We start from the raw sequence: 12578 nt of genomic DNA, 5'->3' as shown, positions 1-12578 counted from the left end.
TTATTTCCGCAAAGATGAACCGCCGCGAATAATGACGATCGCAGACTCGCTCAGGCGGAAGAGATCGGACGGCCCCGTTTCAATCCGCACGCGCACTGGAAAACGCGAAGCCAGATGAACCCAGTTCAGCGTGCGCTGCACATCGGGCAGGCCCTGCGAGATGCGGCCAACGATATCGGCATCTGGCGTCACGCCGAATCCAACGCTGTCCACAACGCCATGCAGCCGGACATTCGGCCGCGAAAGCACATACACATCAGCATCCATCCCAGGGCGGATATGGTGCAGTTGCGTCTCGCGGAAATTCGCGACCACCCACCAGACGCGCGTGTCGATCATTGTAAAGACCTCCTGCCCCGCATGCGCATACGCGCCTTCTGAGATCGTAAGGTTCGTGACCCGCCCATCGAATGGCGCATAGAACCTGCAGTTGTCGAAGTTGTACTGCGCCTGGTCAATGGCAGCGCTTCGTCCGGAGCGCTGTGCCACAAGGGGCTCCAGAGTAGTGACGGCATGGGACGCCTGCTGTACCTGGTTGTGGCTCTGCTCGAGCATGGCCTCCGCCTGCCTGTACTGCGCCTGCGCCGAATCAAGCCCCGCCTGCGAAAGGGCGAGCTGCGAACGTGCCTGTTGCAGGGCCTGCTGACGCGTGGCCTGCAGTGTCTTCGCCTGGTCCACCTGGTCGACAGTGACAAACTGCTTGGCCAGCAGCGGTTCGATGCGCTGGAGATTATTCGTCGCATAGGCAAGCTCGGCGCTGGCGCGGTCCACCGCGGCTTTCGCATTCGCAACGCCTGCCTTTGCTTCATCTACAGCAGCCGATGCCCGCACTACTGCAGCCTCGGAGCTTTTGGTGCTCGACCTTGCTACGTCCACCGCGCTCATCTGCGAAGCGATCGTGCGCCGCTCATCGACGATCTGGCCTTCCAGTGCGGCATGCTGCGACTTGGCCTGTTCAAGTGCATAGGCATAAGGTCGCTCATCGATATCAAAGAGCAGATCTCCCTGCTTCACCTGCTGGTTGTCGGCAATGTTCAGCTTCATGATCGGCCCGCTGACCACAGGCGCAACACCGATGAAGTTGGCAAAGACCTCCGCATCATCCGTGCGCGGATTCTGCGTGTTGTCCCGCACCACCAGCAGTCCGGCCGCAATCGCGCACAGGATCGATGCAACACTGATGATGCGTCCAATCGCACGGCGTTTTTCTTCCGATTCAGTCGGCTCCATCATCTCCTCGGTCTACCTGAAAAAAACCAGCCAAAGTGTGCACGCAAAAAATGCAGCCAGGCAAGGATAAACAACAATCGAGGGCTTGATTTCCTGCTCGATCTTCAGGCGCGTAAAGAGCCAATAGGCAATCGCGGCCAGAAGAATGCCCATAACAATGCAGAAAAGCCACGCGGGAAAAAATGATCCAAGTATGTTGAAGGACGGCGCGCGCTCGCATCCGCCAAGCAGAAGCAGCATGCCCATCGCAGCCATTGTCTTCATCAAGCCTTTCATCAGGGACCTTTCCTCGGAGGAGCCGCAATCAAATCGCCCGTCTCAAACGCAAGGTTCGCCGACTGCAGCAGCAGCTGTGCCCGCGCGCCTACATCTTCTGATCGTGCCTGAGCCAGTGCCTTCTGCGCGGCGACCACATCCAGCAGATTTCTCACCCCATAGCTGTATGACTCGCGCGCCGCAGCATACGACTGGTCCGCAGAAGTCAGCAGCGCGGCAGCGGCCTGCTGCTGCCTCTGCGCAGTCTTCACATTCGAATACGCTGCCCACACATCGTTGGCAATCTGATCTCGCAGCGAATCGATCTCAGCCTGCGTCGCCGCTTTTTCTGCCTTCGCTGCGGCAATCTCATGCTCGCGGCGCGTTCCATCAAAGATGGTCCACTTCAACGCCAGGCTTACATTCCACGTCTCGCCAGTGGCATAAGACTGAGGCAGCAGGTCCTGCCTGCCGTACTGCCGCGCCATGCCGCCATCGCCGCTGAGAGTCAGCGACGGAAAATAAGTAGACCGCGACTGCTTCACCGCTGCATCGGAAGCCCGTAATTTCGCTACCTGCTCTTTAAGATCGGGGCGCTGCTCAAAAGCGCGGTCGATTGCGCTGTTCACCGAATCTGCAAGCTCGCCCGGCATATTCAGCTTGCTGATGTCTTCCACCTGTAGTGCGGTATCGGGAGGCAGACCCATGATCGTTGCCAGATCGCCGCGCGCAATTTCTTCGCCGCCAACCGCTGCCTGCAGATCATACTGCGCCTGTGCCGTCGCCGCCTGCGCTTCCAGCACATCGGGCTTGGTCGCGAGCCCATGGCTCAGGCGCGCCTCGGCATCTTCCTGAACCGCCTGCGCGTTCTTGAGACTCACCTCAGCCGCCGCCCGCTGACCAATCGCATTCAATAGCTTGTAATAGGCCGCCATCACCTGAAAGATAATCTTGCGATGCGTGTCGTTAAAAGCAAGATCAGCGGCCAATAGATTCGCCTTTGCCTCATCGATCCTGCCGCTCCTGCCTCCAAAGTCCAGGATGAGATATTCAAGATGAACTTCAGGCGAGAAAGTGCCGTAGGTCTGACGGAAGAAATCGGAGTTGAAGAGAACACGTACCCTCGCGGTGTTGGCCAGAGCCACCGCCGCGATCGTTGGAAAGAGCGCGCTGCGAGCAATCCCTAAAGAAGCAGCGCGCACCTTGGCCTGCTGCCATGCAAGGCGCGTCTCCGGATTATGCTGCTCCGCAAGATCGATCAGCTCAGCCAGCGCATAAACCTTGCTCGAATCAACTTGGTATTTCGTATCGGGCAGAGAGGAAATTTGCCTGCTCAGCTTCCCTTCCGAAGAATCGTGCCACACTTTATCGGGAGCGGGAGGGGCGCTTTGAGCGCCGGCGCTCCACAAAGCGAGACCCAGGAACAAAGCTGATGCCGTAGCCCGTAAAATTTCGCGCATTCGAAATCGTAGAAAGCAATTCCGCCTTCATTGTGCACGCGTTAGTCCTACAGGAACAATAACGAACTCGGCAACTAATCAATTGCGGCTTCTGCATCGTCGACACACGTGAGAAGCTAGGCAAAATGAATGGCCGTTGGGTGCGACGTTCTGCTGCTCAAGTGCCGCTCGCCTGCCTTCCGAGATGCAAAGAGGCGGCCTGTGAAGGCCACCTCCGTCAGTTGCACCTATAAGTACGCTTATGCGGCGCGCACCGGATCTTCGATCTCGCCGTTTTCGATCTTCTCCTGGCAGGAGATGCAGACCGGAGTCCACGGTACTGCTTCAAGACGCTTCTCTCCGATCGGATTGCCACAGTTCAGGCATTCGCCGTAGTCGCCTTCATGCAGACGCTTGAGCGCAAAACGAATCAGCGACAGCTGCGTGTGCCCGTTGGTTCCCTGGCTGAACAGGAATTCCTTCTGATAAGAGCTGACGGCCTGGTCTGCGACATCCTGCGTATCATCGGCAACCGTTTGCCGTCCCTGCTCCACGGCGGTCAACATGGAACGCTCCAGCGTTTTTTGCTGCTGACGCAGCTTCTCTTCCAGCCGCAGCAGCGTTTGAGAGGAATGTGTCACTTGTTCAAACTCCTTCACTCATCGAAACTCTGTCTTTCGTGCATGACAGATATTGGACGCACAATGTGCCTGAAAATTTGTTCGAATTTTCAGTTTTTTCTGCCGAGCTTGATGCCGCGACTCTACCCGTATACGCTGGAATCAGCCATGTACGAAGATTTCCACGTTACCGACCATTGGACTGGCGAAGATCTGCACTGCCGCTGGAGGGCAAATGTCGTCGCCATCGCCACGCGCCATGCTGATGCCGTTGATATCCGTTTTGATGTGAATGGAAGGCCGGTATGGATCGCCATGCCCTGCACGGCCTGGGTAGAACAGAAAAAGCGCACCGGCAATGTCATTACCGACCAGCTCGCCGCGCAAACCGCTGGCCACTATCTCAAGCAGGCCATCGAGTCCGGCTACGACAATGGGCGCGAGATGTACACCATGAGCGTCGATGAAGTATTGGAGCATCTCGACGTGGTGCTGCATGAAGCCGGCCACACCAGCAAGCTGCCGACTATACCTGCTACAAGCGATGCCCAGCCCGTTCCCTGATAATTAGGACATCGACAAACCCCAGGTTCCCCTGAGCAGCGCCAAGGGTAACCTGGGGTTTATTGCACTCTCTCCGTGAAACTCAGCGGGCCTTGAAATCAATACCGCCCGCGCCCGCCACCACGCCCGCCTCTGCTAGGCCCGCGGCCTCCTCCTGCCTGCGCCTGGTAGCAGCTCTTGCAGAACACAGGACGGTCGCCCCGTGGCTCAAATGGAACCGTGGTCTGCTGGCCGCATCCGGCGCAGACCACCGTTGTTCCCTGCGAGAACGACTGACGGTATCCGCCGCCGCCCCCCCCGCCATGCTGCTCATTCTTCTTTGCCTGGCGGCACGGCTTGCACCGCTTGGGTGTCGAGTAACCACGTTCCTGAAAGAACGCCTGGTCGGCCTCTGTAAAGATAAATTCCTGCCCGCAGTCGCTGCACGTAAGTTGCAAATCTCCAGCCATTGTTAGTTCCTTGCCTTTCCTGTTTTCCCGACTGGAGATAGTTCCCTGATCTATTCCCGATACCTAGAGAGGAGACCGGCAGAAAATCTGAGCAGCGGTTCGACGGTTGGTTTGCCTATTATCGCACTTCCTTGCCCGTTAGCTACCTAGATTGTTGCCAGCGTCTGCCGGATGCCTTCTTTATAGGAAGTTTTTGTCAATCCACTCAAAAGGTTTTTCAGCCGCGTATCGTCCAGAATCACCGGCGACGTCTGTAAGTAATGCATCTCCACCAGTTCGCGCATCATAGGATTGAATAGTCCGAAAATCCGCAGCATCGCCTTCCCCGCAACGATATATTTCGGCTTCCGTCCCGCCTGCGCAAAAATTTCATTCACCATCTCATGGACTGACGTCGCGCCCGCTCCGCCCAGATTCCACGCGCTTCCCCACGCCCGCGGCTCGGCAATCAGGCGCACGATCGTCACCGCCGCATCCGGAAGAAAGACGAACTCATGCGGCGTATCGATCGGGCCGACCAGTTCCGCCCGCTTGCCTTTCTTCGCTCCTTGAAATGCGCTCCACAGAAAACTCTTGTCTACGCCGGGGCCATAAAAATCAGGCAGGCGCAGAATCGCTGTCTGCAGTTTGCCGGATGCGTGCGCTGCGAGTACCAGGTCTTCCTGCTCCTTGCGCATGCGGCCTTTAAAGGTATGCGGATTACGCGGGTGGTCTTCGCTCACGCGCTCGGTCTGCGGCAGTCCATAGGGATACACCGTGCCGATCAGCAGCAGCTTCTTCACTCCAGCGGCAATCGCGCCATCGAGCGTCTTCTTCATCAACTGCGGATGCAGCTCGAACTGCCAATAATTCACGCCGACCATATAAATCGCCGTGTCTATTCCATCGAGCGCCTGCTTCACGGAATCCGGGTCATCCGGATTCCAGACGGCAATCGTCGCCTGCGCATCATTGCCGAATGACCTGCGCAGCGATGCCTCCGAGCGGCCGATCACGCGATACGCTTTTCCTTTCGCGCGAAGCACATCGGCAACGGCCTTTCCTAGACCGCCTGCCGCTCCCACCAGAGCAATCTCTTCCATGGCCCGTCCTCTCAAAACACTATTTCAAATGCGCAAACAGAATGCATCTTATACACACAAGCAGAACACATCGTATACATTAGACATGCGCTGAGTAGTGGGTCAGTTTGATCAGTTTTGAAGGGGCACGGCTTCAGCCGTGCCGTAAGTGCCCGAAATCCAATGCGGCTTTAGCCGCCGAGGGAAATTCAAATTGACCCAATTAGACATGCGCTGTACTGTTTTGCCATGGCGCTCAGGCGAATGGCACAATAGATGGTTTGCCCCAAAGGAGCGTATCACATGGGAGCTGCCACCGTGGCTGCCGATATGGGCCTTCTTATCGAAGGCCCGCACGTCCACCGCAATCTCTCCACACCGCAGCTTGTGGAAGCATCCATCGCCCGCGGCGAAGCCAGTCTCGCTGCCAACGGCGCGCTTGTAGCGCTCACCGGCGCGCGCACCGGCCGCTCCCCTCGCGACAAGTTCACCGTAGAAGATGACGTAACTCGCACCATTGTGGACTGGGGAAAAGTCAACCAGCGCTTTGACTCCGCAAAGTTCGATGCATTGCTCGACCGCGTTGTGAAGCACATGGCCGAGCGCGATCTCTACGTCATGGATCTCTACGCCGGCGCTGATCCCGCATACCGGCTGCCCATCACCGTCATCGCCGAATACGCATGGCATGCGCTCTTTGTAAAACAGCTCTTCGTCCGCCCGACTTTTGCGGAACTCGAAAAACACGCGGCAGAATTTACCGTCATCGCCGCTCCGGAATTTGAAGCTGTGCCCGAGCGCGACGGAACCAAATCCGGCACATTCATCCTCGCCGATTTCACCCGCAGAATCATCCTCATCGGCGGCACGAAGTATGCCGGCGAGATGAAGAAGTCGATCTTCGGCGTGATGAATTTCCTCCTGCCGCAGCGCGATGTCTTCCCCATGCACTGCTCTGCCAACATCGGCGCGAACGGTGAAACCGCGCTCTTCTTCGGACTCTCCGGCACCGGCAAAACCACCCTCTCCGCCGATCCGTTAAGGCGGCTGATCGGCGACGACGAGCATGGCTGGAGCCCCACCGGCGTTTTCAATTTCGAAGGTGGATGCTACGCCAAGTGCGTCGATCTCTCCGAAGAAAAAGAGCCGCAGATTTACCACGCCATCCGCTTCGGCTCGGTGCTCGAAAACGTTGTGATCGACGCGAAGACACGCATGCCGGACTACTCCGACATTCGCTACACCGAAAACACGCGCGCCGCCTATCCCATCGAGTTCATCGCCAACGCCGTCATCCCCGGTGTCGGAGGCCATCCGAAGAATGTGCTCTTCCTCGCCGCCGATGCCTTCGGCGTACTGCCTCCCATCGCCAAGCTCACTCCTGAGCAGGCCATGTATCACTTCCTCTCCGGATACACCGCCAAGCTCGCTGGAACTGAAGCCGGCCTCGGCAGCGAGCCCGTGCCCGAATTCTCCGCATGCTTCGGATCGCCCTTCCTGCCCCTCGCGCCGCGCACCTACGCGGAAATGCTGGGCCGCCGCCTCCAGCAGCACGACGCGCAGTGCTGGCTCGTAAACACCGGATGGACCGGCGGCGCCTTCGGCACCGGCAAGCGCATGAGCCTCAGGCACACGCGCGCCATGGTGCACGCTGCTCTCGACGGACGCCTCGCCAAAGCCGAGTACGTCACCGAAGATGCCTTCGGCCTTTCGATTCCAACGTCATGCCCCGACGTGCCAGGCGAAATCCTCAACCCGCGCAACGCCTGGGCCGACAAGCAGGCCTATGACAAGCAGGCCAGACTGCTCGCAGCCAAGTTCGAAGAAAACTTCGCTAAATTCGATGCGCCGGAAAACATCCGCTCCGCAGGCCCCAAATCACGGAAGTAAACTGACCCTCAAAGTTGTCATCCTGAGCGAAGTCGAAGGACCCGCACGAACTAGCGTTCGTGCGAGGCCGACCATAGGTCGGCTGGATATCGATCGCAGCAAAAAGAACGCGGAAGCCACCAGGATTGCATTAGCTTGAAACATGTTCACCCGAAAGCTGCAAATCAACCGCATCGACCTAACCGGAGCAGCGCACCCCTGCCCCATCGCATGGATCGACAATTTCGCCATGCGCAACTTTACTAACGACGCCCTCTTCGACGACACCCTGCCCATCGCCGACGGCCTGCTCGAAGCAGGCTACCGCGTGCCGCTCAACCGCCTGCAAGCAGCCATGGAAGACTGGTTCCGCCGCAAAGGCTATTTAAAACTGGAAGAGAAGTTGCGCGTGACTGAGTGACCCGCTCTTGGGCAGCACTGTATCCAACGAAAGAAATTAGCGACCAACGGGAGCGATGAGGAAAGCCACCGTCGGTCGGCACAAGCAGGATGGCGCCGGAGGCGCGTGTCCCCGTGCGGGAAGCACCTACTCCGCATAGTGCAGAAGACTGAACACGTCGTAGTCCTTGAACTTCTCGCGTCCTTTGAGGAAATCCAGCTCCACCGCAAACCCCAGCCCGGCGATATGCCCGCCCAGCTGCTGCACCAGCTTCACGGTTGCCTCCATTGTGCCGCCGGTAGCGAGAAGGTCATCGACAATCACCACCTTCTGTCCCGGCTCGATCGCGTCCAGATGAATCTCGAGCGAATCCGTCCCATACTCAAGGTCGTATGTCACGCGCGCCACCTGGGCAGGAAGCTTGCGCGGCTTGCGCACCGGCACAAATCCGGCATTCAGCCGATAGGCCAGCGCCGGCCCGAAGATGAATCCGCGCGCTTCAATGCCCAGGACAAGATCAATGTCCCTGCCGATGTAGTGCGCCGCCAGCGCATCGATCAGCTGCGCAAATCCGATCTGGTCCTTGAGCAGCGTCGTGATGTCGTAAAAGAGAATCCCCGGCTTGGGGAAGTCAGGCACAGTGCGGACAAGAGCCTTCAGAGGCTCGCAATCAAGAGAATGGTTCATGCTGGATTTACCAGGCTCCTTCAATCTGAAATGGTCCCAGGTCTTCGGCTTCCTGCTCGCTGAGTTCGTGCTCGATGACATGATCGACGCGGCTGCCGCGCGATCCTTTATCGAGCGACTCGCGCAACGCAGCCAGGTCCTCCGGCTCGCCCGCAGCGACAACCTCAACATGGCCGTCTTCGGTATTTCGCACCCAGCCGCGCAGTCCAATCGAGGCGGCTTCGCGATGCACATACCAGCGAAACCCCACTCCCTGCACACGGCCTTTCACAAGATAATGCCGAACCATAAAGTAAGACAGGACCGAGACAAGTTTTTCAGATGCCGCGCATCTACGCAAGGCGGGATACGACCACCTCTCGATCTGTTGTAAATATAAACAATTTTGCTTATAACAGTATTGTGAAAAGCAGCGAGTTCAAACGTTGGTTGGCTGGCTGATCAGGGAGCAATATTCAAACCCGGTAAAGGTTCTCACCTCAAGGTCTATCTGAATGGCAGGAATTCTGTTTTACCTATGCACAACAAGGAACTCGGAACCGGGCTTGTCAATGCCATCAAAAAGCAGCTTGGGCTGAAGTAGGAGGACTGGATGCGATACCCAATCAACATCAAGAAGGACGGGAAATATTTCCTCGTAACCTTTCCCCATATTCCGGAAGCCGTCACGCAGGGGAGAAGCATCGAGGAGGCAAGGCGCGCTGCTTTAAATGCCCTTGAAACAGCGCTCGACTTCTATTTTGAAGAGCATCGCACAGTTCCATTGCCGTCCCGCACGAAGCGCAGCAAAGAATTCGTGGAATTGCCCGCAAGCATGTCGGCAAAGGTGCTGTTGCTGAATGAAATGATTGATCAGAAGGTTCGCCCGGCAGATCTGGCGCGCCGGCTGCATACAACACCGCAAGAGGTAAACAGGCTGACCGATATCCGGCACACGTCCAGAATCGATGGAATCGCGTCGGCCATGAAAGCCCTGGGCAAAACTCTGGAAATCCGCGCAGTATAAGTCATAGCTAGTATCTACCTGCGCGTTCCGCTGGACGCGAAGTCTTTTTCAGATGCGGAGCATGCACGCAAGCTGGAGCTCACAGTCGGCACCTCTAAATGTCCCTTCGCTCCAAAAGCATTTGCGAAGCCAGCGGGAACAGCAAGACTATACCGGCACGAATGATCATTGGTAGCCACAGATGATCAGCAATTCCTGTAAACACGATGCTATGGCGAGGTCCTGTATTGAAGGTGAATTCCTGAACAACGAGGCCGGGCAATTTGATGCCTGGCCAGTAGTGATGAAGCACAACCCCACCCACCAGATAGCCAGTAATCACCGCAGCCCCTGCAAGAACACCACGAGAATGTTTCATCAGCACCGTAAAGAAATACGTAAGACTGAATACCAGGCCCACCACTAGGAACTCAGCACAAAATGTCGTAAGCACGACCTGATAAAAAGGAACGGCCCGATTCGGAAACCGCAGATAACCCGGCATCGGATCCGTCACAATGCCTGATAACAGATGTATCTGAAATAAGAAAACCAGGTTGGCAAGAATGAGGATAATGAACAACTGCAACATGCCGTATCCCCAGTCTGACCAGACAAAAAATGCGCGGCTCCGCGGCTTGCTGAAGAGATACGACCCGCTCTTTTCTCCCAGATCGCGTCCAACACCGAAACTGCCGAAGGCCCAGCCAAATAAGCTGAACACCACAGCCTGAAAATATAAGGCCGCAACAAACATCATCGAAATGCCTTCCAGCTGCGCAGTGCCATTCCCCGGCATGTGCTCCCGAAGGACCTGCACAAAAAGAAAAGCAATCAGCAATACCGCAACCCCAAACACAACTCGGCTCTCACGCCAATACTTCCACAGGTACATGCGGTTCCCCCTTTCCCACCACCTCGAGAAAGATCTCGGAAAGATTCATAGGCAGAACATCGAGCACCATCGCGCCCTGCTGCCGCAGCTCACTCACAAAGGCATCCGCATGCGCGCGCAGCACAAATTCCGTTGTGCCTTCGCCGGTTTTCGTCCGGAAGACTTCGCTGCCCGAGTCAACCGAAAGATTCTCGCCAGCCACCCGCACCCTGCGGAAGTTCGCCCGCACATCATCCAGTCGCGCTTCAAGCAGCAGCTTGCCCTGGTCGATAATCCCCACCCAGTCCGCCACCCGCTCGACTTCAGAAAGATGATGCGAAGAGAGAAACAGCGTCCGCCCTTCATTCGTAAAGTCGTCCACCAGCACTCGCAGCAACTGGTCTGTCACTACCGGATCGAGCCCGGCCGTCGGCTCGTCGAGCATCAGCACCTCGGCTCCCTGCGCCAGCGCCAGCAGCAGGCACAGCTTGGTCTGGTTTCCCGTCGAGAGCTTGCGAAACTTCCGCTTCATCGGGATTTCGAGCGCCTCGGCATACTTAGCTGCCAGGTCATCCGACCAGCGCGGATAAAAGCCGCGGTTGAATCGCACCAGATCATTTCCCGACATCCAGGGAATCAGCATCCTGTCGATCACAAATCCAGTGCGTTCGAGAACAGCAATCCGCTCCGTCTGCGGATCAAGCCCCAGCACGCGCATCTCGCCGCTCGTGGGATGCGCAAGGCCGGCCAGCATGCGGATCGTAGTTGTCTTCCCCGCCCCGTTGCGGCCGAGAAAACCATAAATCGCGCCGCGCGGAACATGCAGGTCAAGGTCATCGACGGCGCGCGTTTCGCCGAAGTACTTTTTCAGTGACTGCGTCTGGATAACAGAATCGCTCATTGCCCTTCTCCCAGTTCTTCATACGAGCTTTCGAGCAACTGAACCAAATCTTCCTTGGAAAGCACGAGGTGTTTCGCCTCTACAGCAAGTTGTGTCGCCATCGGCTTCAGACGCCGCAGTTTTTCAGTCCGCAACAGCCCCGGGCTCTGGCCGTTGACGTAGCACCCGCCTCCGGGCACGCTGCGCAGGATGCCGTCGCGCTCCAGATTCTGGTAAGCCCGGGCGACCGTATTCGGATTGATCCGCAATTCAGCCGCCAGCTTGCGCACCGGTGGCAGAGCATCGTCCTGTTTCAATGCTCCCGCCGCAATAGCGTGCTTCACCTGCGACTCGATCTGCAGGTAGATCGGAACGCCAAGTGCGGGCTGGACGCGGATAATCATTTTGTATTAGTACAATAATACAATTTTAAAATTCGTCAAGTGTTGTTTTCATGTTTTAGAGACCGAAAAGAGGCTGGATTCACCGTAGAACCACTGGATTTTCAATGAAAAGGGCCGAGCTTGGCGCAAAGATAGCATCGATAGGCCAGACGTAAAGAAAAATTCCATTTTCGGGAGAAAATCATCGAACCATCTATAAAAAAAGTATTGACCTGATATCGTTACAGGTTTAACTTCAAGAGTGCCGTTCGAGTAACAGGCGCTGGAAGAGCGTTGTTTGTTCGCTCTTGATTCCTTTGCCTTGGAGTACTTCCCAGATCCAACTGATGTTTGGTTTGGCCGGCGGCCATAAATGGATTCTGGCGCCTGGGAACATAATTGCAAAACCTTCGGATTTTTCACCAGACTTGATCGTCGTGCTGTGCGCAGCCTGTTGAAAATCTGAGAGATGACATAAAAATTTTTGATCGTTGACGCCCGCTGGTGCGTCTAAGTTGTTTGAAAAGATTTTTACCGGGACGACGAAGCTGATACCCAGCCGCTTTTGCGAGTTTCGTTACCCAGCGGTTCCCTGCTGACAATTTTATAGCCTGAACCGTCTAACTGTTTCATATTGAAGGAGAAATACAATGCGTTCTGATTTGGTTTTCGGGGCTCTGACCCATGTTCGCAACCGCTATCAGCTCTGCCAGCTGGCATCGAAAGCGACGCGCAAGCTGCACAAGCCCAATACGCGCGTACAAGACACCATGAACGAAGTCATGGTCCGCTTCCGCCACACCAGCCCGGCGGCCGCATCCACCAACACCGTGGAAGAAAAGGCAACAGTTCAGCAGCGTCGCGCGGCATAAAAGCCGCGCC

17 protein-coding genes are annotated in these 12578 nt (G+C 56.6%); 6 read left to right on the top strand and 11 right to left on the bottom strand.

Going from position 1 to position 12578, the window contains the following annotated elements; all coding sequences use genetic code 11:
- From AC5S16_RS19700 to AC5S16_RS19685, 4 genes are all read right to left on the bottom strand, one after another.
- Positions 1-1233, bottom strand: a complete 1233-nt coding sequence (locus AC5S16_RS19700) for an HlyD family secretion protein (RefSeq protein ID WP_493931824.1) — start codon at positions 1231-1233, stop codon at positions 1-3.
- A gap of 9 nt (positions 1234-1242) precedes the next feature.
- Positions 1243-1494 carry a YtcA family lipoprotein gene (locus AC5S16_RS19695; protein ID WP_493931823.1) on the bottom strand — a complete coding sequence of 84 codons (252 nt, stop codon included), beginning with the start codon at positions 1492-1494 and terminating at the stop codon, positions 1243-1245.
- Positions 1495-1505: 11 nt separating this feature from the next.
- A complete protein-coding gene (locus AC5S16_RS19690) occupies positions 1506-2945 on the bottom strand; it encodes a TolC family protein (protein ID WP_493931822.1) in 1440 nt (479 codons plus the stop codon).
- 239 nt (positions 2946-3184) lie between these two features.
- Positions 3185-3565, bottom strand: a complete 381-nt coding sequence (locus AC5S16_RS19685; protein WP_493931821.1) for a TraR/DksA family transcriptional regulator — start codon at positions 3563-3565, stop codon at positions 3185-3187.
- Between the two features lie 111 nt (positions 3566-3676).
- Between AC5S16_RS19685 and AC5S16_RS19680 the strand changes: the two genes are divergently transcribed.
- Complete coding sequence (locus AC5S16_RS19680; protein WP_493931820.1) at positions 3677-4108, top strand: hypothetical protein; 432 nt, start codon at positions 3677-3679, stop codon at positions 4106-4108.
- A 98-nt stretch (positions 4109-4206) separates the two neighbouring features.
- Here the strand turns inward: AC5S16_RS19680 and AC5S16_RS19675 are convergent, their stop codons facing one another.
- The gene (locus AC5S16_RS19675; RefSeq protein WP_493931819.1) at positions 4207-4557 is read right to left on the bottom strand and encodes a CxxC-x17-CxxC domain-containing protein; all 351 of its coding nucleotides are present in this window, start codon (positions 4555-4557) and stop codon (positions 4207-4209) included.
- 146 nt (positions 4558-4703) lie between these two features.
- Positions 4704-5639, bottom strand: coding sequence for an NAD-dependent epimerase/dehydratase family protein (locus tag AC5S16_RS19670; RefSeq protein WP_493931818.1), 936 nt, complete (start codon positions 5637-5639; stop codon positions 4704-4706).
- Between the two features lie 282 nt (positions 5640-5921).
- Between AC5S16_RS19670 and pckA the strand changes: the two genes are divergently transcribed.
- Positions 5922-7508: a phosphoenolpyruvate carboxykinase (ATP) gene (gene pckA, locus AC5S16_RS19665; RefSeq protein ID WP_493931817.1), complete on the top strand. Its 1587-nt coding sequence runs from the start codon at positions 5922-5924 to the stop codon at positions 7506-7508.
- Positions 7509-7650: 142 nt separating this feature from the next.
- The gene (locus tag AC5S16_RS19660) at positions 7651-7908 is read left to right on the top strand and encodes a hypothetical protein (protein ID WP_493931816.1); all 258 of its coding nucleotides are present in this window, start codon (positions 7651-7653) and stop codon (positions 7906-7908) included.
- A 126-nt stretch (positions 7909-8034) separates the two neighbouring features.
- Here AC5S16_RS19660 and AC5S16_RS19655 read toward each other — a convergent pair whose 3' ends face one another.
- Both AC5S16_RS19655 and AC5S16_RS19650 read right to left on the bottom strand, forming a co-directional pair.
- On the bottom strand, positions 8035-8574 hold the full coding sequence (locus AC5S16_RS19655; protein WP_493931815.1) for an adenine phosphoribosyltransferase: 540 nt from the start codon (positions 8572-8574) through the stop codon (positions 8035-8037).
- A 7-nt stretch (positions 8575-8581) separates the two neighbouring features.
- Complete coding sequence (locus AC5S16_RS19650; RefSeq protein ID WP_493931814.1) at positions 8582-8863, bottom strand: acylphosphatase; 282 nt, start codon at positions 8861-8863, stop codon at positions 8582-8584.
- 144 nt (positions 8864-9007) lie between these two features.
- Here AC5S16_RS19650 and AC5S16_RS19645 point away from each other — a divergent pair, with 144 nt between their 5' ends.
- Positions 9008-9157: a type II toxin-antitoxin system HicA family toxin gene (locus AC5S16_RS19645; protein WP_493932045.1), complete on the top strand. Its 150-nt coding sequence runs from the start codon at positions 9008-9010 to the stop codon at positions 9155-9157.
- Between the two features lie 9 nt (positions 9158-9166).
- The gene (locus AC5S16_RS19640; RefSeq protein ID WP_493931813.1) at positions 9167-9580 is read left to right on the top strand and encodes a type II toxin-antitoxin system HicB family antitoxin; all 414 of its coding nucleotides are present in this window, start codon (positions 9167-9169) and stop codon (positions 9578-9580) included.
- 94 nt (positions 9581-9674) lie between these two features.
- Here the strand turns inward: AC5S16_RS19640 and AC5S16_RS19635 are convergent, their stop codons facing one another.
- The 3 genes from AC5S16_RS19635 to AC5S16_RS19625 are packed head-to-tail and all read right to left on the bottom strand — an operon-like array spanning position 9675 to position 11717.
- Positions 9675-10454 (bottom strand): hypothetical protein, encoded by a 780-nt coding sequence (locus AC5S16_RS19635; protein ID WP_493931812.1) that lies wholly within the window; start codon positions 10452-10454, stop codon positions 9675-9677.
- The gene (locus AC5S16_RS19630) at positions 10429-11334 is read right to left on the bottom strand and encodes an ABC transporter ATP-binding protein (protein WP_493931811.1); all 906 of its coding nucleotides are present in this window, start codon (positions 11332-11334) and stop codon (positions 10429-10431) included. The genes AC5S16_RS19635 and AC5S16_RS19630 overlap by 26 nt, the downstream gene beginning before the upstream one ends.
- On the bottom strand, positions 11331-11717 hold the full coding sequence (locus AC5S16_RS19625; protein ID WP_493931810.1) for a GntR family transcriptional regulator: 387 nt from the start codon (positions 11715-11717) through the stop codon (positions 11331-11333). The genes AC5S16_RS19630 and AC5S16_RS19625 overlap by 4 nt, the downstream gene beginning before the upstream one ends.
- Positions 11718-12346: 629 nt before the next feature.
- Here AC5S16_RS19625 and AC5S16_RS19620 point away from each other — a divergent pair.
- A complete protein-coding gene (locus AC5S16_RS19620) occupies positions 12347-12568 on the top strand; it encodes a DNA-directed RNA polymerase subunit omega (protein ID WP_493931809.1) in 222 nt (73 codons plus the stop codon).
- Positions 12569-12578: the final 10 nt, after the last annotated feature.

The organism is Acidobacterium sp. FHG110202_01 (assembly GCF_059115305.1).
The sequence above is the reverse complement of the archived record's forward strand: the minus strand, read 5'-3'. Positions and strand labels throughout refer to the sequence as shown.